14 protein-coding genes are annotated in these 17413 nt (G+C 73.4%); 3 read left to right on the top strand and 11 right to left on the bottom strand.

What is annotated here, in order from left to right:
- Positions 1-111: 111 nt before the first annotated feature.
- The 3 genes from ACFV4G_RS14525 to ACFV4G_RS14515 all read right to left on the bottom strand — a co-directional run bounded on the left by ACFV4G_RS14525 (position 112) and on the right by ACFV4G_RS14515 (position 4954).
- A complete protein-coding gene (locus ACFV4G_RS14525) occupies positions 112-1137 on the bottom strand; it encodes a trypsin-like serine peptidase (RefSeq protein WP_380440090.1) in 1026 nt (341 codons plus the stop codon).
- 243 nt (positions 1138-1380) lie between these two features.
- Complete coding sequence (locus ACFV4G_RS14520) at positions 1381-2946, bottom strand: MFS transporter (RefSeq protein ID WP_380440088.1); 1566 nt, start codon at positions 2944-2946, stop codon at positions 1381-1383.
- A gap of 247 nt (positions 2947-3193) precedes the next feature.
- The gene (locus tag ACFV4G_RS14515) at positions 3194-4954 is read right to left on the bottom strand and encodes a DUF885 domain-containing protein (RefSeq protein ID WP_380440086.1); all 1761 of its coding nucleotides are present in this window, start codon (positions 4952-4954) and stop codon (positions 3194-3196) included.
- A 194-nt stretch (positions 4955-5148) separates the two neighbouring features.
- Here ACFV4G_RS14515 and ACFV4G_RS14510 point away from each other — a divergent pair, with 194 nt between their 5' ends.
- Complete coding sequence (locus ACFV4G_RS14510; protein WP_380440185.1) at positions 5149-5907, top strand: TetR/AcrR family transcriptional regulator; 759 nt, start codon at positions 5149-5151, stop codon at positions 5905-5907.
- A gap of 76 nt (positions 5908-5983) precedes the next feature.
- Here ACFV4G_RS14510 and ACFV4G_RS14505 read toward each other — a convergent pair whose 3' ends face one another.
- The 8 genes from ACFV4G_RS14505 to ACFV4G_RS14470 form a co-directional block, all read right to left on the bottom strand.
- The gene (locus ACFV4G_RS14505; protein WP_380440084.1) at positions 5984-6835 is read right to left on the bottom strand and encodes a fumarylacetoacetate hydrolase family protein; all 852 of its coding nucleotides are present in this window, start codon (positions 6833-6835) and stop codon (positions 5984-5986) included.
- A 196-nt stretch (positions 6836-7031) separates the two neighbouring features.
- Positions 7032-8279 carry a serine/threonine-protein kinase gene (locus ACFV4G_RS14500; protein WP_380440082.1) on the bottom strand — a complete coding sequence of 416 codons (1248 nt, stop codon included), beginning with the start codon at positions 8277-8279 and terminating at the stop codon, positions 7032-7034.
- A gap of 75 nt (positions 8280-8354) precedes the next feature.
- On the bottom strand, positions 8355-9338 hold the full coding sequence (locus tag ACFV4G_RS14495; RefSeq protein WP_380440080.1) for an ABC transporter substrate-binding protein: 984 nt from the start codon (positions 9336-9338) through the stop codon (positions 8355-8357).
- A 46-nt stretch (positions 9339-9384) separates the two neighbouring features.
- Entirely contained in the window at positions 9385-10137 is a 753-nt protein-coding gene (locus tag ACFV4G_RS14490; RefSeq protein ID WP_380440183.1) for an amino acid ABC transporter ATP-binding protein, read from the bottom strand.
- Between the two features lie 29 nt (positions 10138-10166).
- Positions 10167-11153 carry an amino acid ABC transporter permease gene (locus tag ACFV4G_RS14485; RefSeq protein ID WP_380440078.1) on the bottom strand — a complete coding sequence of 329 codons (987 nt, stop codon included), beginning with the start codon at positions 11151-11153 and terminating at the stop codon, positions 10167-10169.
- A 49-nt stretch (positions 11154-11202) separates the two neighbouring features.
- Complete coding sequence (locus ACFV4G_RS14480; protein ID WP_380440076.1) at positions 11203-12150, bottom strand: ABC transporter substrate-binding protein; 948 nt, start codon at positions 12148-12150, stop codon at positions 11203-11205.
- Positions 12151-12175: 25 nt separating this feature from the next.
- Positions 12176-12676: a GNAT family N-acetyltransferase gene (locus tag ACFV4G_RS14475; RefSeq protein ID WP_380440074.1), complete on the bottom strand. Its 501-nt coding sequence runs from the start codon at positions 12674-12676 to the stop codon at positions 12176-12178.
- A complete protein-coding gene (locus ACFV4G_RS14470; RefSeq protein WP_380440072.1) occupies positions 12673-13833 on the bottom strand; it encodes an LLM class flavin-dependent oxidoreductase in 1161 nt (386 codons plus the stop codon). Before ACFV4G_RS14470 ends, ACFV4G_RS14475 begins: the two co-directional genes overlap by 4 nt.
- Before the next feature lie 504 nt (positions 13834-14337).
- Between ACFV4G_RS14470 and ACFV4G_RS14465 the strand changes: the two genes are divergently transcribed.
- The gene (locus ACFV4G_RS14465; RefSeq protein WP_380440070.1) at positions 14338-15300 is read left to right on the top strand and encodes an amino acid ABC transporter permease; all 963 of its coding nucleotides are present in this window, start codon (positions 14338-14340) and stop codon (positions 15298-15300) included.
- On the top strand, positions 15297-17210 hold the full coding sequence (locus ACFV4G_RS14460; RefSeq protein WP_380440068.1) for an FAD/NAD(P)-binding protein: 1914 nt from the start codon (positions 15297-15299) through the stop codon (positions 17208-17210). Before ACFV4G_RS14465 ends, ACFV4G_RS14460 begins: the two co-directional genes overlap by 4 nt.
- Positions 17211-17413 lie beyond the last annotated feature (203 nt).

Below are 17413 nucleotides of genomic sequence, written 5' to 3'. Positions count from 1 at the left end.
CCGCCCCCATCCGCTGGGTGTTTGCCCAGCGTCTGGGCCCCATCGTCGTTTTCCGGACCCCGCCGGCGGAGACGCCGCCCGGCCGCGGGGTGGGCGGCCGGGCGGCGGGCTTCAGGAGGCGGAGGCGGCGGCCTCGGCCTGGGAGTAGAGCGTCGCGATCGTGTGGTCGAAGTAGGCGCTGTAGGACACGTCGTCGGTGTCCCCGCCCTGCTGGTAGCCGCCGATGGCGCCGACGACGTCCCCGGTCGCGGTGTCGATCCACGGGCCGCCGCTGGTGCCGGCCGGGTAGCTCGGGCAGTCGATGACGCGCTGGTAGGTGCTCTGCTTGTCGCTGGCGTTGGTGCACAGGCTCGGGGACTCGGAGTCGGCCGGGTAGCCGTAGAGGCGGACGGTCGCGCCGAACGACTCGTCGGTGCCCAGGCGGTTGGCGCCGACCACGTCCTCGACCTTGCGGCCGTTGCTGGGGGCCGTCTCCAGGATCGCGAAGTCCTCGTCCACGTCGCCCTTCTGGGACCAGTCGGTGGTGGTGTGGATCGCGGTCACCTGCCACGTGCCGTACGGGGCCGTGCCGTTGCGGTAGCCCGGCACGAACACCACGCCGTCGGTGCTGGTGAGGCAGTGCGCGGCGGTGAGCAGGAGGTTGCCGGTGGCGCTGTGCACCACGCTGGCGGTGCAGAAGTGGTTGCCGGCCGCGACGGAGCCGCTGAACAGCGCGCCGACGGTGGACGATTCGGAGGTCGCCGGGGCGGCCGCGGTGGTGCCGAGGTTCACCGTGCGGGTGCCGGGGGCCTTGGTGGCGGTGGCCGTCGGAGTCGGAGTCGGAGTAGGCGTGGGCGTGAGTGTGGGCGTCGGGGTGTCGGCGGTCGGCGTCGGGGTGCTCGACGGCGTGGGCTCGGCGAGCGGTGACGTCGACGCGGGGGCCGCGGGGGTCGTGGGAGCCGCGGTGGCCGAGGGCGACGCGGGTGCCGTCGCCGCCGGGGAGGTGCGGGTGGGACTGCTCGCGGCCGTCGCCTCGGACGGGCTCAGCGAGTGCATGCCGGTCACGACGGCGGCCACCGTGAGCGCCGAGAGCGCGGTGAACAGGGTCGGAGCCAGGAATCTGCGTCGCGGGGTCGTGCGGCGGCTGTGCTGGCCCATGCGAGTCTCTCCTGCCCGGGAGGCGGCGTTGTCCGGTCACTGACTATGACGCCTCCGGCTGGAAAAGTTGTTACCCGAGACTTGAAGCTCCATGAGAAAAGCCGTCACCCGGCGGCAGTTGACTCCGGCCCGTCCGCACCGACGAAGGCTTCCGGGCAGCACGGCGGCGCCTCCCCGGTCCCTGGACGGTGGCCAGGGGTCGAGGAGGCGCCGGAGGTTGACTGCGAGACCTTGCGGAAACTTTCAGGTGGCGCGCTGGCGCTCCGCCGGGGCGGTCGCACCCGCCTTGGCACTGGGCTGCCCGTCCACAGCGGCAACGGCCTCGGCGGCGTCGGCGCCACCCGGGACGCCCGTGGCCTCGCCGGGGGCCGGGCGGTGGTCGATCATCAGGAACGCGATCACCGCCGCCAGCAGCAGCACGCCCATCGCCACCCAGGTCGCGATGACGTAGCCGTGCACCGCGCCCTGCGCCTGGACCAGCGGCGTCCGCACGAGCCGGGTGGACAGGTACGTCGCCGTGGCACTGGCCGCGACCGTGTTCAGCAGCGCCGTACCGAACGAACCACCCACCTGCTGGGCCGAGTTGATGGTGGCCGAGGCGGCGCCGGCCTCGTTCGGGGCGACCCCGAGGGTGGCCAGGCTCATCGACGGCATGAACACCAGGCCCATGCCGAAGCCGAGCAGCAGCACCGCCGGGAGCACCATGGCGGCCCACGGACTGTCCACCTTCATCTGGGTCAGCCAGGCCATGCCGGCCGCCGCGAGCAGCAGCCCCGGGCCGATCAGCAGCCGGGACGGCACCCGCGTCATCAGCCGGGCCGCGATGCCGGTCGAGCTCAGCACGATCGCGCCCGTCATCGGCAGGAAGGAGACGCCCGTGACCACCGGCGAGAAGTGCTTGATGACCTGCAGGTAGTAGGTCAGGAACAGGAACAGGCCGAACATGCCGACCATCGCCAGCCCCACCGAGAGCGCGCCGCCGCCGCGGTTGCGGTCCGCGACGATGTGCATCGGCAGCAGCGCGTGCGCGGTGCGCCGCTCGACCAGGACGAACGCCGCGATCAGCGCCGCGCCGAGGACCAGCGAGCCGATCACCAGTGCGTCGCCCCAGCTGCGGGTGACGGCCTCGGAGGTGCCGAAGACGATGGCGAGCAGACCGGTGCAGCCGAGCACCGCGCCCGGCAGGTCCAGCCTGACCCGCCGCCCCTTGGCGATGTGGTCGCGGTCCAGGACGTAGAAGGCCGCGAAGGCGGTGGCGACGGCGATCGGGGTGTTGACGAACAGGCACCAGCGCCAGTTCAGGTACTCGGTCAGCAGGCCGCCGGCGATGAAGCCGATCGCGGCGCCGCTGCCGGCGATCGCGCCGAAGATCCCGAAGGCCGTACTGCGTTCCTTCGGGTTGGTGAACGTGGTCGAGAGCAGCCCCAGCGCGGACGGGGCGAGCAGGGCGCCGAACGCGCCCTGCAGGGCACGGGCGCCGAAGAGCATGGCCGGACCGGTCGCGCCGCCGCCGACGGCGGAGGCGAGCGCGAAGCCCAGCAGGCCGATGGTGAAGACGCGCTTGCGGCCGAAGAGGTCGCCCAGCCGTCCGCCGAGCAGCAGCAGTCCGCCGAAGGCGAGCGTGTAGGCGGTGATCACCCACTGCCGGTCGGCGTCCGAGATCCCGAGGTCCCGCTGGGCGGAGGGCAGCGCGATGTTCACGATGGTGATGTCGAGGACGATCATGAGCTGGGCGATGGCGATGACCGCCAAAGCCCACCAGCGGCGGCTGTCCGCGGCGTCATGACCGGTGGCGGTTTGCGCAGACACTGGTCGAGCCTTCCGGAGTGCTTACGGAGAGGTCACGCAGTCGCCTTCCAGCCAAACGCGCATGCGGACGAATGGCAAGGAAAAACCTCACCAAATCGACCCATATCGGACCAATGGAATAAGAGGTGCGAGACGAAAGGACCAGGCCGTACGACCGGGGTCCTGCGACCGTCGGCCTACGTCCGCGCCCCGCCGTCCGGACCGTGCGTCCGGGCCCCGGCGGACCGGGGCCCGGACGGCCCGGCCGCTACAGCGCCGACAGCTCCTCGACCAGGTCGTCCAGGCCGAGCGAACCCTGCGACAGCGCCGCCATGTGCCAGGCCTTGAGGTCGAACTCCTCGCCGCGCGCCTCGTGCGCCGCCTTCGCCGCCGCGCGGCCGCGCAGCCAGGCGCGCTCGCCCAGCTTGTAGCCGATCGCCTGGCCGGGCATGCCCAGGTAGCGGACCAGCTCGCTGTCCAGGAAGTCCGCGGACAGGCCGCAGTAGCGGCCGAAGAACTCGCGGGCGGCCTCCGGGCTCACCGGCTCGCCCGGCCGGTACGGGGACTCGGCGGGGAAGTCGAAGCCGGCGTGCATGCCGATGTCGACGATGACCCGCAGCGCCCGCATCATCTGCGCGTTGAGGTAGCCCAGGCGGTGGCCCGGGTCGGTCAGGTAGCCGAGCTCGTCCATCAGGCGCTCGGCGTACAGCGCCCAGCCCTCCAGGTTGGCGCTCACGCCGCCGAGGCTGACCTGGTAGGTGGAGAGCCGGTCGGCGACGTAGTTCCACTGCGCGAGCTGCAGGTGGTGGCCGGGGACGCCCTCGTGGTACCAGGTCGACACCAGGTCCCACACCGGGAAGCGCTCGCGGCCGAGCAGCGGCAGCCAGGTCCGTCCGGGGCGGGTGAAGTCCAGCGAGGGGGCGGTGTAGTACGGCGCGGCGGCGCTGCCGGGCGGGGCGATCATCGACTCGACCCGGGTGACCGGCTCGGCCAGGTCGAAGTGGGTGCCCTGGAGGTCGCGGATCGCCTGGTCCATCAGGCCCTGGAGGTACTCACGGGCGGCCTCGGCGCCGGCGAGGCCCTCGCCGTCCGTCTCCAGCCACTTCATCGCCTCCATCGGGCCGGCGCCCGGGCGGACCTTCTCGGCCTCGCTCTCCATCTGGGCGAGCAGGTGGTGGAACTCGCCCCAGGCCCAGGCGTAGGCCTCGTCGAGGTCCAGGTCGGAGCCGGTCCAGAAGCGGACCCAGCGGCCGTAGCGCTCGCGGCCCGCGGTGTCCGGGGTGCCGGCGGCGGCCGGGCCGTAGACGTCGCGCAGCCAGTCGCGCAGTTCGGCCAGCGCGCCCGCGGCGGCGACGGCGTGCGCCGACAGCTCCTCGCGCAGGGCCTCCGGCGCCTGCGCCACGAACTGCCCGAACCAGCCCCCCCGTCGCCCGCCACCGCCCTCGTCCGAGCCGCTTCGCGGCGCCTCTCCCGCCGGCACGTCGCCATCGGCCAGCCACTCGCCGAACTGCCCGACCACGGTGGCGACCTGGCGGGGGCCGGAGAGCAGACCGCGCTCGATGCCGCCCTCCAGCGTCTCCCGGTACTGCGCCAGCGCCACCGGCACCCGGGCCAGGCGGCGGCCGACGACCGCCCACTGCTCCTCGGTCTCGGTGGCCATCAGGGTGAAGACGTCACGCGTGTTGTGCACCGGCGAGCCCAGGTTGCGGACCGCGCGGTAGCCCTCCCCCGCGTCGTGGACGGCGAGTTCGGCGGTCAGCCGCTCGCGCAGCAGCCGGGCGCAGCGGCGCTCGGCCTCGTCCTCGGCGGCGCCGGCCCGCTCGGCCTCGGCCAGCCGGTCCAGGGTGCGGCGGGCGAGGTCGGCGACCGCCTCCGCGCCGGCCGGGGACAGGTCGGGGAGCCGGTCGTCCTCGGGGTTCAGCCCCAGGTAGACCGCGGTCAGCGGGTCGAGCTCGGCGAGGTCGCGGACGTAGCCGTCGGCGATGCGGCGCGGGGTGGGGCCGTCGGAGGTGATCAGTTCTTCAACCATTCGGACATCATTTCGCGGCACGGGCCGAATGCAACCCCCTTGCCCCCCGGTACGGGTGGCCCACGGGAGGGCGGCGACCGGCCGCGCGCCGCGACAACCGTTCGGAAGGCACCCGCAAACAGCCGTTCGAGAACATCGGCGCCCGACAGGATCCGATCGTCCCGACGCCCATTACGCTGACGGCCATGAGCGCCATGGATGCCCGCCCCGCCACCGCATCCGGCCCGGCGGACCCCCCGGCCGACCCCGGACCGCGGCCGCGCCGCACCGGCTACCGGCGGCTGCCGGTCCAGCAGCGGCGCGAGCAGCTCATCGCGGTGGCCCTGGAGCTGTTCGCCACCAGGGCGCCCGAGGAGGTCGGCCTGGACGACGTCGCCGAGGCCGCCGGGGCCTCCCGGCCGCTCGTCTACCGCTACTTCGCGGGCGGCAAGCAGCAGCTCTACGAGGCCGCGCTGCGCACCGCCGCCGACGAGCTGACCAGCCGCTTCGCCGTCCCGCTCACCGGCACGCCGTCCGAGCAGCTGTCGGCCGTCCTGGACGGCTACTTCGCGTTCGTCGCCGAGCACGACGCCGGTTACTCGGCGCTGCTGCGCGGCGGTTCGGTGGTGGAGACGGCCCGCACCTCGGCGATCGTCGACGACGTCCGGCGGGCGGCGCTGCGGCGCACGCTGCGGCACCTGGGCGTCCGGGAGGCGGGCCCGCGGCTCACGCTGCTGGTGCGGTCGTGGATCGCGGTGGTCGAGGGGGCCTCGCTCAGCTGGCTGGACGAGGGGCGCGCGCTGCCGGTGGCCGAGCTGCGCGACTGGCTGGTCGACCAGTTCACGGCGATGGCGGCGGCGACGGCGCTGCACGATCCGCAGACGGCGCAGGTGCTGGCCGCGCTGCTCGCGCTGGAGGGGCCGGACGCGCCGCGGGCGGAGCGGCTGCGGGCGGTGCTGGCGGCCGGGCGGTAGGGGGCGCGGGCCGCGGTGGAACGGTGGAGCCGGGGTGGCCTCCCGACCCCCGTGCCTGGGGTCGGGCGGCGGGTGCTCAGGCCTTGCCGAGCACCTGGCGCTGGCGGCCGAGGCCGTCGATCTCGATCTCGACGACGTCGCCCGGGGCCAGGAACGCCGCGCCCGGGTGGCCCAGGGTGACACCCGCCGGGGTACCGGTGACGATCACGTCGCCGGGCTCCAGGGCCATGAACTGGCTGACGTAGCGGACGAGTTCGAGCACCGGGAAGATCATGTGCGCGGTGCTGCCGTCCTGCCGGAGCTCGCCGTTGACCCAGAGCCGCAGCGGCAGCCGCTGGGGGTCGGCCACCTCGTCGGCGGTGACCAGCCACGGGCCCAGCGGGGTGAACGTCTGCGCCGACTTGCCCTTGGCCCACTGGCCGCCGCGCTCCAGCTGGAAGGCGCGCTCGGTGACGTCGTTGGCGATCGTGTAGCCCGCGATCACCCGCGCCGCCTCGGCGTGGCCGGCCAGGTAGCTCGCCGGGCGCCCGATCACGACGGCCAGCTCGGCCTCGTAGTCGGTCTTGTCGCCGCCGCGCGGCACCAGGACCTCGTCGTAGGGGCCGACCACGGTCGAGCTCGGCTTGAGGAAGATCACCGGCTCGTCCGGGATCGCGGCCCCGGCCTCGGCCGCGTGGTCGCGGTAGTTGAGCCCGATCCCGACCACCTTGCCCGGCCGCGCCACCGGGGCGCCGACGCGCTGCCCGGCGAGGTCGACCTCGGGCAGCAGGCCGGCCGCCACGTCCCGGGCGAGCGCGGCCGCGTCCAGTCCGGCCAGGAAGGACCCGTCGATGTCCCGGGTCCGGCCGGAGAGGTCGTAACCGGTGCCGTCCTGGCCCAGCACGACCGGACGCTCGGCGCCCGGGGGTCCGACACGGAGGAGCTTCATCGATCCGTCACCACCATTTCGTCGCAGGTCACCGGGCCGGCCGCACACCGGTCCCGAGTCTGGCAACGAGGTATATCAACGGCGCCGCGGGCGATCCAGACCGTCCCGGTGAGCGAATTCCTATCAATTCCTACAGCCCGGGGAAGGCCCGAATCGGCGTCCCGCACGGTTGACACCCTTCACCCCCGTCGGTGCCTCAGCCGTTCCGCGGGCCGCCGGCGAGCAGGCCGTCGAGGGTCAGGGCCCGGGGCTCGCCCGGGCCCTCGGCGGGGAGCTCGCGCTCCCAGCGGCCGAGGTCGCGCAGCACGTCGGCCCGGGCCTCCGGGGCGGCGGCGAGGGCCGGGACGAGCTCGCGCAGCAGCGCGACGGCGGCGCCCCTGCTGCCGTCGCGGGCGAGGAAGACCGCCAGGTCGTGGCAGGTGCGCAGGGTACGGAGGTCGGCCGGGCCGCAGATCCGGGCGAGGTCGCGGATGATCCCGGGCAGCATCGCCACGGCCTCGCCGGGCGCGCCGCCCGCGCCGAGCCGCCAGGCCTGGTCGGCGCGCCGGCGCAGCTGTTCGGGGCTGGGGCCGGGGTCGCCGTGGCCGGGCGCGCCGGGGCGGACCTCGCGCAGCCGGCGGTGCACCTCGGCGGCGTCGGCGGGCCGGTCGGCGGGGTCCTTGGCGAGGAGCTGGGCGATGAGGTCGCCGAGCGCCGGGTCGGCGGTGCGGACCCTCGCCGGGACCTCCTCCAGGTGCTTGTACATGTATTCGGCGGCCGAGGACGCCTGGAACGGCCGCCGGCCGGTGCACAGCTGGTACAGCATGACGCCCAGCGCGTAGAGGTCGGCCCGGCTGTCCGCGCCGGCACCGGACCAGACCTCGGGGGCCAGGTAGGGCACGGTGCCGACGATGTTGCCGGTGGAGGTGAGCACGGCGCTCTGGGTGAGCAGGCGGGCGATGCCGAAGTCGAGCACCTTGGCCTTGCCGGTGTCCTCCGCGATCATGACGTTCTCGGGCTTGATGTCCCGGTGGACGATGCCCTCGCGGTGCGCGGCGTCCAGCGCCCGGCACACGTGGCGCGCCCAGCGCAGGGCGTCGGCCTGGTCGGGTACGCCGTCCTTGAGGACGTCGGCGAGCGAGCGGCCGCGGACGTACTCCATGACGAGGTAGTGGGTCTCGCCCGACCCCGACCCCGAGCCGCCCCCGGCCGGCACCCGGCCGTAGTCGTGCACCGTCACGATGTGCGGGCCGGCGAGCCCGCCGGCCGTCCGGGCCTCGCGGATGAACCGGCTGACGGCCTCCCGGTCGGTGGCGTGCTCCTCCAGCAGCACCTTCACCGCGACCTTGCGGCCCATCCGCGCGTCGGTGGCCAGCCAGACCGAGCCGAAGCCGCCCCGGCCGAGCAGCGACTCCAGCCGGTAGCGGCCGTCGAGCACGTCCCCCGCCTGCATGTCTCCCCCCAAGTCCATTTCCTCCGCCCGGCGTTCGCCGCCGGGCGGACCACCATAGCGGCGGGGGAAGACGAACGGGTGAACGGATCAGGACGCGGTCTTCGGCAGCCCGGGCGGGTTGATCTCGGAGCTCTGCACGGCCTCGTTGGCGAGGCCCCAGCGCTTGAGCACCTGCGCGTAGGTGCCGTTCCTGATCGTCTCCTCGATCGCCGCGTTGAGCGCCTTGACCAGCCCGTTGTCCTTCCTGGTGGTCGCCGCGATCTTGCCGAGGACGTCGGCGCCGCCGCCCGAGTAGGTGCCGACGACCTCGGTCTCGCCGCTCTGCTTGGCGTGGAAGGACAGGCTGGGGTTGGGGCCGACGTAGGCGTCGATCCGGCCGGAGGAGAGCGCGAGGTAGAACTCGACGCCCTGGAAGTACTTGATGTCGATGGGCTTGAGGCCGTTGCGCACGTCCTCCTCGCTCCAGGCGATCAGCAGCTTCTCCTGGTTGGTGCCGGAGGAGACGCCGACCGTGCGGCCCGCGAGGTCCTTGGCACCCGTCACCTTCAGGCCGCTGCCCTTCTTGGCCTCGAAGCCGAGGATGTCGAGCCGGTAGGTGGCGAAGTCGTACTTCTCCTTGCGGGCCTCGGTGACGGTGATGTTGGACAGGCCGGCGTCGTACTTGCCGGCGTCCAGGCCGACGAAGATGTTCTCCCAGGACACCGGGTTGAACTCGACCTTGAGGCCGAGCACGTTGCCGATGAGCGAGGCGATGTCCGGCTCGACGCCGATGACGGTCTTGTCGTCGTCGGCGTAGAACTCCAGCGGCGGGGTGGTGCCGAGGTTGTCGGCGACGGTCAGCGTGCCGCGTCTGCGGATCTCCTCTGGGACGAGCGCCGCGACGGCGTCCACCTTGGGCGTGGTGACGCGCTTCTGGTCGGCCGTCAGGTTGACCGTCGTGCCGTCCGGCGCGGTGCTGCCCTTGGCCGGGGCGAGCTCCGCCTCGGCGCCCGCGGGGCCGCCGCACGCGGCCAGGCCGAGGAGGGAGACGGCGGCGACTGCGGCGACCAGGGCGCGGCGGGGCAGGGACATGGCGGAACTCCTGTACGGGGAAGGGGATTTCTGAAGGGGTGCGGATTCAGAGGACCTTGGCGAGGAACGCCTTGGTGCGCTCCTGCCGGGGGCGGTCCAGGACCTCGGCCGGCGGGCCCTGCTCGACCACCACGCCGCCGTCCATGAAGACGACGGTGTCGGCGACCTCGCGGGCGAAGCCGATCTCGTGGGTGACGACGATCATCGTGGTGCCGCTGCGGGCGAGGTCCTTGATCACGTCGAGCACCTCGCCGACCAGCTCCGGGTCCAGCGCCGAGGTCGGCTCGTCGAACAGCAGCACCTTGGGCTCCAGGGCCAGCGCCCGGGCGATCGCCACCCGCTGCTGCTGCCCGCCGGAGAGCTGCCGCGGGTAGGCGTCCGCCTTGTCGGCCAGCCCGACCCGCTCCAGCAGCCGCAGCGCGGCCGCCCTGGCCTCGGCCTTCGGCCTGCGCAGCGCGCTGACCGGCGCCTCGACCAGGTTCTCCAGCACGGTGAGGTGCGGGAACAGGTTGAAGCCCTGGAACACGAAGCCGATGTGGGTGCGCTGGCGCAGCACCTCGCGCTCCCTGAGCTCGTGCAGCCGGTCGCCGGAGCGCCGGTAGCCGATCAGCTCGCCGTCGATGGCGACGAAGCCGCGGTCCAGCTTCTCCAGGTGGTTGATCGAGCGCAGGAGCGTGGACTTGCCGGAGCCGGAGGGGCCCAGCACGACGGTCACCGATCCGGCCGGGACGTCCAGGTCGACGCCGCGCAGGACGGCGAGCGGGCCGAAGCTCTTGTGCAGGCCGCGGACCTGCACCATGGGGGCCGCCTCGGTCTTCGTCAGCGTGGTCACGACTGTCCTTCCGGGCTGCGGGCCGCGCCGGGGCCCCGGAGGAACGTCCGGGCGCGCTGGAGCGGGGTGGGCGGCGGGGTGCGCTCGGCGCCGCGGGCGAAGTGGCGCTCGACGTAGTACTGGCCGACGGACAGGACGGTGGTGAGCAGGACGTACCAGACGGTGGCGACCATGAGCAGCGGCACCACCCGGCCGGTCCGCCCGTAGACCACCTGGGCCTGGTAGAAGAGCTCGCCGATGGCCATCACGTAGACCACCGAGGTGCCCTTGAGCAGCGAGATCACCTCGTTGGCGGCGGACGGCAGGATGCCGCGCATCGCCTGCGGCAGGACGATCCGCCAGGCCTGGCGGAGGCGTGGGATGCCGAGCGCGGCGGCGGCCTCGCGCTGGCCGGCGTCGACGGCGATGATGCCGCCGCGGATGATCTCGGCGGCGAACGCGGCCTGGTGCAGCCCGAGGCCGAGCACGGCGGCCCCGAGCGCGCTGAGCACGTTCATCGTCTCGAAGCCGCCGAAGGTCGGGCCGAACGGGATGCCGAAGCCGAACCGCTTGTAGAGGTAGGAGAGGTTGAACCAGAACACCAGCTGGACGATCAGCGGGATCGAGCGGAACGCCCACACGTACGCCCACGCGACGGTCCGCAGGATGCGGCTGTGCGACAGCCGCATCGCGGCCACGACGGCGCCCAGCAGGAAGCCCAGGACGGTGCCGTAGGCGGTGAGTTCGAGGGTGCGGCCGACTGCGCGGACGATCACGTCGGCGGTGAAGTAGAGCCGGAAGGTGCCCCAGTCCCAGCCCGGGTTGGTGGCCAGGCCGTGGACGAACTGGGCGAGGACCACGACCGCGGCCAGCCCGGTGGCCAGCCGCCAGGGGTGCCGGGCCGGGACGGTCCGCAGCCCGGCCAGTTCGTCGAGGTCGACGTGCCCGGGCCCGCGCGCGGTGCCGGCGGGTCTGCGGACGGCGGTGGTGTCGGTGACGGTCATGCGGGGACTCCTCCAACGGGCCCGGGGGCTCTTCCGACGGACCCGGGGGTCATGGGTGTTCGGGCGGGCTGATCAGGGACTCCGGGATCGCCGAGTCGGTGACGCCCCACTTGCGCAGGATCCGCTCGTACGTCCCGTCCTTGATCAGCTGGTTGACGGCCGCCCGGAACGCCGGTGTCAGCCGGGAGCCCTTCTTGAACGCGAAGCCGACGTCCAGCCGGTGGAACTCGCCGAGGAAGCGCGTCCCCGAGGCCTCCTGCGCGGCCTGGTAGCGCAGGCCGTTGATGGTGGACATCACGATGTCGATCCGGCCCTGCTGGAGGCCGGTGAGCACGGCGCCGCTGTCGCTGAACGCCTTGACCTCGTACGGCTTCTTCCCGGCCTCGGCGCACACGTTCTTCTTCGCGTTCAGCGTGGTCTCGAAGGTGGTGCCGGCGCCGGTGCCGATGGTCAGCCCGCACAGTTGGACGAGATCGGTGACGGGCTTGGCGCCCGCGTCGTCCTTGCGCACCGCGAAGCCCTGGCCGTCGTCGATGTAGGTGACGAAGTCGATGGTCTTCAGCCGGGCCGCGGTGACGCCGAAGTTGCCGGTGCCGACGTCGTACTTGCCGCTGTCGAGGGCGGGCAGGATCGTCTCGAACGCGGCCTCCTCGCGCTGCACGGTGAGGCCGAGCACCTTGGCGGCGGCGTCGGTGATGTCGATGTCGATCCCGGCCGGCTTCTTCGTGGCCTGGTCGGCGTAGAAGGCGCTCGGCGGGTAGCCGAAGGACGTGCCGAACCTCACCGTGCCGGCGGTGCGGACCTCCTCGGGCAGCAGGGCGGCCGCCGCGTCCGACGTGGCAATCCCGGAGACGACGTCCTGGCCCGCCGCGGCGGCCAGTCGGCTCGCACCGGGCGCGCCCGGGATCTTCGGGTCCGCGCCGCACGCGGCCACCGCCAGGACCGGCAGCAGGGCGGTCGTGGCCGCGAGCAGGCGGCGGACGGGAGTGGTTCTCACGGAAGGCCTTTCGTGCGGTCGTGCGCTAGTGGAAGAGGTGCTTCTCGAACGGCAGCGGGCCGATCGCCACGGGATCGGCGGTGACGTCGAACAGCGGCGTGTAGCCGGCCGCCAGGTAGAGGCCCCTGGCCTCGGGCTGGAGCGGACCGGTGGTGAGGAAGATCCGGCGGTACCCGGCGGCGAGCGCGGCCCGCTCCAGCTCGGCCAGCACCCGGCGGGCCAGGCCGCGGCGGCGGTGCGCCGAGGCCGTCCACATCCGCTTGAGCTCGGCGGTGTGCTCGTCGTAGCGCTTGTAAGCGCCGCCGGCCACCGGCCCGCCGTCCTCCAGCAGGAGGAGCAGCAGGCCGTGCGGCTCGGCGAACGCGTCCGCCGGGTAGCGGGTCATCTCGACCTGCCCCGCGGGGCCGTAGCGGCTGGTGTACTCGTGCGTCAGCTCGCGCAGCAGCGGCTCGACCAGGGGATCGTCGACCGTGACGCGCCGGATCTCCAAGGCACGGGCCGCCACCGCATGGGCGGGCTCGCTCACGCCTGCACCGCGATCAGCTGGTGCCGGTCGCGCTCGGCCTGCTTCGCCCGCGCGGCCGCCTTCGCGGCGTCCCGCTTGGCGACCTCCTCGCGGACCAGCGGGATGACGTACCGGCCGAAGTCGATCGCGTCGTCCAGCAGGTCGTAGCCGCGCGCGGAGAGGATGTCCACGCCGAGGTCGTAGTAGTCGAGCAGGGCCTGGGCGACCGTCTCCGGGGTGCCGACCAGCGCGTTGGAGTTGCCGGCCCCGCCGGTGGCCGCCGCGGTCGGGGTCCACAGCGCGCGGTCGTAGCGCTCGCCGGCCTCGGCGATCTCGACGAGGCGCTGGGAACCGGTGTTCTCCGGAGCATCGGCGCCGAGCGGCCGGCCGCGGCGCACCAGCTCCCCGCCGGCCCGGCGGGCCCTGATCGCGTCCACCGTCCGGTGCGCCTTCTCCCAGGCCAGCTCCTCGGTCGGCGCGACGATCGGCCGGAAGGCCACCTGGATCCGCGGCACGTCGGTGCGCCCGGCGGCGCGCGCCGCCTCCTTCACCCGCTCGATCTGCTCGGCGGTGCGGGCCAGCGGCTCGCCCCACAGGCAGTAGACGTCCGCCTCGGCGCCGCCGGCCGCGTAGGCGGCGTCCGAGGAGCCGCCGAAGGAGACGCCGGGGCGCGGCTGCTGGACGGGGAAGACGTCCGAGACGAAGTCGTTGAAGCGGTAGTGCTCGCCCTCGTGGTCGAAGGGCTCGCGGCTCGTCCAGGCCTTCTTGACGATGCCGATGTACTCGCGGGTGCGGTCGTAGCGGCGGTCCTTGGTGAGGAAGTCGCCCTCGCGCTGCTGCTCGTGGTCGTTGCCGCCGGTGATGAAGTGGACGGTGAGCCGGCCGCCGCTGATCTGGTCGAGCGTCGCGAAGGTCTTGGCGGCGAAGGTCGGGTAGGAGACGTTCGGCCGGTGGGCGAGCAGGATCTGCAGCCGGTCGAGCTTCGACGCGAGGAACGCGGCGGCCGCGGCCGGCTCGGGCGAACCGGCCCCGTACGCGAACAGGACGCGGTCCCAGCCGTGGTCCTCGTGGGCGCGGGCCAGCCGCAGGGTGTAGTCGCGGTCGAAGGCGGCGGTGGTGCGGGCGGTGGTCTCCGAACCGTCGCCGGTGGCGGCGATGCCGAGGAACTCGACGGGCATGGCGGAACCTTTCGAATGGGCGGATCCGGGCGTGCCGGAGGCGGCCGCGGCGGGGCGGCCGTGAGCACGGGTACGTGACGGGCGAGGGAACTGCCGGAGCGCAGTGGGTGAGGCCGGGGGGAGCGGCAGCGCACGGCTGTCGGGAAGGCCGTCAGGAAAGCCCTCGGTGAGGGAGGACGGCGGTCCGCTGCCGGGTCAGGCCGGACACGCCGCCGACCACACCCGACCGAAGTCGATGTGGTCGCGGGTGACCAGGAGCTGCTCGGCGTACATGGCCTCAAGTTGACCAGCGGCCCGAGCGGTACGTCAACCGCCCATCATTGCAGCGCTGTTGCAATCTCTCGACGTCCTCCCGCGACTCCTGGTCACCCTTGACAGCCCGCGCGCGCCGCGGCCTACGATCACGGCGGAGCGCAGAGCCGGCCGTGTTGAGGGACGCGGGCCGGCGTGACGGCCGTACGTGACGACACCCGTACCTCCCGCCTCCCGCCAGGAGCCTCCGCCATGGCCACTCCGCCGGACGTCCTCCCCTCCCCCGCACCGACCGCCCGCCCCGCACCGCCCCCGGACCCCGGCACCGCCGAGGCCCGGATCGTCGCCCGCCGGAGCCCCGGCCAGTGGATCGCCGCCGCGGTCGCCCTGCTGCTGTTCGTCATGGCGGTCGCGTCGGTCGTCCGCAACGACGCCTTCCAGTGGGGCGTCGTCGCCGAGTGGTTCACCGCGCGGTCCGTCCTCGACGGGCTCGGCCTGACCCTCTGGCTCACCGCCGTCACGCTCGGCCTCGGCTTCGTGCTCGGCACCCTGCTCGCCACCATGCGGCTGTCCGCCAACCCGGTGCTGCGCACGCTGAGCTGGGGCTACATCTGGCTCTTCCGCTCCACCCCGCCGCTGGTCCAGCTGCTGTTCTTCTTCAACATCGGCGCGCTCTACCCGACCCTCGGCCTCGGCATCCCGTTCGGCCCGGAGTTCGTCACCGTGAAGACGGTCAACCTGATCGGGCCCACCCTCACCGCCGTCATCGGCCTCACCCTGCTGGAGACCGCGTACGCGGCCGAGGTGATCCGCGGCGGCATCCTGTCCGTCGACCGCGGGCAGCTGGAGGCCGCGGCCGCGCTCGGTCTCGGCCGGTGGCGGGTGCTGCGCCGGATCGTCGTGCCGCAGGCGATGCGGGCGATCGTGCCCACCGCGGGGAACATGCTGATCGGCGCCCTCAAGGGCACCAGCATCGTCAGCGTGCTGGCCGTGTCCGACCTGCTGTACTCGGTCCAGCTGGTCTACCTGCAGTCGTACCAGGTCATCCCGATGCTGATGGTCGCCACCATCTGGTACCTGGTGATCACCACCGTCCTGTCCGTCGGCCAGTACTACGTCGAACGGCACTACGCCAGGGGAGCCACCCGGGACGGGCTGCCGCCCACCCCGCTCCAGCGCGCCCGGGCGGCCCTCCGGCGGGTGGTCGGGGCATGAGCGTTCTCGTCATCGTCGGGGCGGGCCCGCGCGGCACCGGGCTGCTGGAGCGGATCGCCGCCAACGCCCCCGAACTCCTGCCCGCCGACCGGCCGTTGCACGTCCACCTGGTCGACCCGCACCCGCCGGGCGCGGGCCGGATCTGGCGGCACGACCAGTCCCCGCTGCTGCGGATGAACTCGATGGCCGAGGACGTCACGATGTTCACCGACGAGCACTCCACCATCGAGGGCCCGGTCCGCCCCGGCCCCTCGCTCGCCGAATGGGCCCGCCGCCGGCACGGGTTCGCGCCCTACCGGGAGGTCGCGGACCCGGCCGTGCGGGCCGAGCTGCGCACCCTCGCCCCCACCGACTTCCCCACCCGCCGGGCCCAGAGCGCCTACCTGGACTGGGTGTTCCGCCGCGCCGTCGCCGACCTGCCGCCGCACGTCACCGTGACCGTCCACCGGGACACCGTCCGACGGATCGACGGCCCCGCCGACGGCCCGCAGACCGTCCACCTCGGCGACCGCACGCTCACCGCCGACCACGTCGCCCTCACCCTCGGCCACCTCGACTCCACCCCGCACCCCCGCCACGACGCCGACGCCGACTTCGCCGCCCGGCACGGCCGCTTCCACCTCCCGCCCGTCTACACCGCCGACGCCGACCTCACGGGCCTCGCCCCCGGCGAGCACACCGTGCTGCGCGGCCTCGGCCTGGCCGCGGTCGACCTGATCACGCTCCTGACCGAAGGCCGCGGCGGACACTACGAATCCACCCCGGACGGGCTGCGCTACCACCCCTCCGGCCGCGAACCGGTACTCCACCTCGGCTCCCGGCGCGGCGTGCCCTACCACTCCAAGACCGGCTACCGCCTCCAAGGCCCGCCCGCCCCGCTCCCCCGCTACTTCGGCGCGGCCGCCGTCGACGCCGTCCTCGCCACCGGAGGGCCGCTCGAACTGCGCCGCGACGTCTGGCCGTTGATGGCCAAGGAGGTCGGCTTCGGCTACTACCACGAACTGTTCCACGCACACCCCGAACGCACCGCCCTGCCCTGGACCGGGTTCCTCGCCCGCTACGACCGGTACGGCTGGTACACCCCCGAACTCGCCGCCCTCGTCGCCGAAGCCGTCCCCGACCCCGCCGACCGGCTCGACTTCGAACGGCTCGACCGCCCGCTGGCCGGAACAGAACTGAGGTCCGCAGACGAACTCCAGGCCCACCTGCGCGCCTACATCACCGCCGACGCCGACCGCCGCGCCGACCCCGCCCACAGCGCCGACCTCGGCGCGTTCCTCGCCCTGCTCTCGCTGTTCGGCCAGCTCCCCCGGGTGATCGGCTCCGGGCTGCTGACCGCCCGGTCGATCGCGGAGGAGGTCGACGGGTGGTTCTTCGGCTACTTCAACCACCTCGCCTCCGGCCCGCCCGGCTTCCGGCTGCGCCAGCTGCTCGCGCTCTCCGAGGCCGGCGTGGTCCGGTTCCTCGGCGCGGGCATCCGGATCACCCGGAACGAGGCCGACGGCACCTGGCGAGCCTCCGGGACCACCGTCCCCGGCCACTCCGTCACCGCGACGGCCCTCATCGAGGCCTACCTCCCGAAGCACACCATCGGCCGCACCGCGGACCCCGTCCTGCAAGACCTGCACCACACCCACCGGGTCGTCGAGGAGGTCCTGACCGACGAGGAGTACACCCACCACTCCGGCCTGATCGCGATCTCCCCACACGACAGCCGCCTCATCGACCCCGCCCTGAACGGCGCCCCACACCCGCGCCGCACCGCCATGGGCCCCCACACCACCCTCCGCGCCGCCTCGGCCTTCGCCCGCCCCCGCACCAACTCCCTGGGCTTCCGCCAGAACGACTCCACCGCCCGAACCCTGCTACAAACCATGGCCACCCACCCGACCCCGGCACTGGCCATCTGAAGCCCCCGTTCCGCAGCTCCCCCACCCCCTCACCCCCCACCGCGCCGCAGCTACCCCACCCCCCTCAACCACCCCCCACCCCTCATCCCTCCCCAGCGAGAGGGTCGGGCTGCGGGAGGGGGTGGCGGAGGGGGTGGCCGCGGAGAGGGGCGTGACGGGTGATTTTCAGACTGCCAACGGCGAGAACACCCCACCCACAGAGT

Source organism: Kitasatospora sp. NPDC059747, assembly GCF_042732955.1.
In the GTDB taxonomy this organism is placed as follows: domain Bacteria; phylum Actinomycetota; class Actinomycetes; order Streptomycetales; family Streptomycetaceae; genus Kitasatospora.
Note: the sequence above shows the minus strand (reverse complement) of the source record. Positions and strands in the feature narration are given on the sequence as shown.

Bases quoted from the DNA above. Each gene is read 5' to 3' on its own strand.
- ACFV4G_RS14525 (WP_380440090.1), bottom strand. From the start codon at position 1,137: ATGGGCCAGCACAGCCGCCGCACGACCCCGCGACGCAGATTCCTGGCT.
- ACFV4G_RS14515 (WP_380440086.1), bottom strand. From the start codon at position 4,954: ATGGTTGAAGAACTGATCACCTCCGACGGCCCCACCCCGCGCCGCATC.
- ACFV4G_RS14510 (WP_380440185.1), top strand. From the start codon at position 5,149: ATGGATGCCCGCCCCGCCACCGCATCCGGCCCGGCGGACCCCCCGGCC.
- ACFV4G_RS14505 (WP_380440084.1), bottom strand. From the start codon at position 6,835: ATGAAGCTCCTCCGTGTCGGACCCCCGGGCGCCGAGCGTCCGGTCGTG.
- ACFV4G_RS14495 (WP_380440080.1), bottom strand. From the start codon at position 9,338: ATGTCCCTGCCCCGCCGCGCCCTGGTCGCCGCAGTCGCCGCCGTCTCC.
- ACFV4G_RS14490 (WP_380440183.1), bottom strand. From the start codon at position 10,137: ATGGTGCAGGTCCGCGGCCTGCACAAGAGCTTCGGCCCGCTCGCCGTC.
- ACFV4G_RS14485 (WP_380440078.1), bottom strand. From the start codon at position 11,153: ATGACCGTCACCGACACCACCGCCGTCCGCAGACCCGCCGGCACCGCG.
- ACFV4G_RS14470 (WP_380440072.1), bottom strand. From the start codon at position 13,833: ATGCCCGTCGAGTTCCTCGGCATCGCCGCCACCGGCGACGGTTCGGAG.
- ACFV4G_RS14465 (WP_380440070.1), top strand. From the start codon at position 14,338: ATGGCCACTCCGCCGGACGTCCTCCCCTCCCCCGCACCGACCGCCCGC.
- ACFV4G_RS14460 (WP_380440068.1), top strand. From the start codon at position 15,297: ATGAGCGTTCTCGTCATCGTCGGGGCGGGCCCGCGCGGCACCGGGCTG.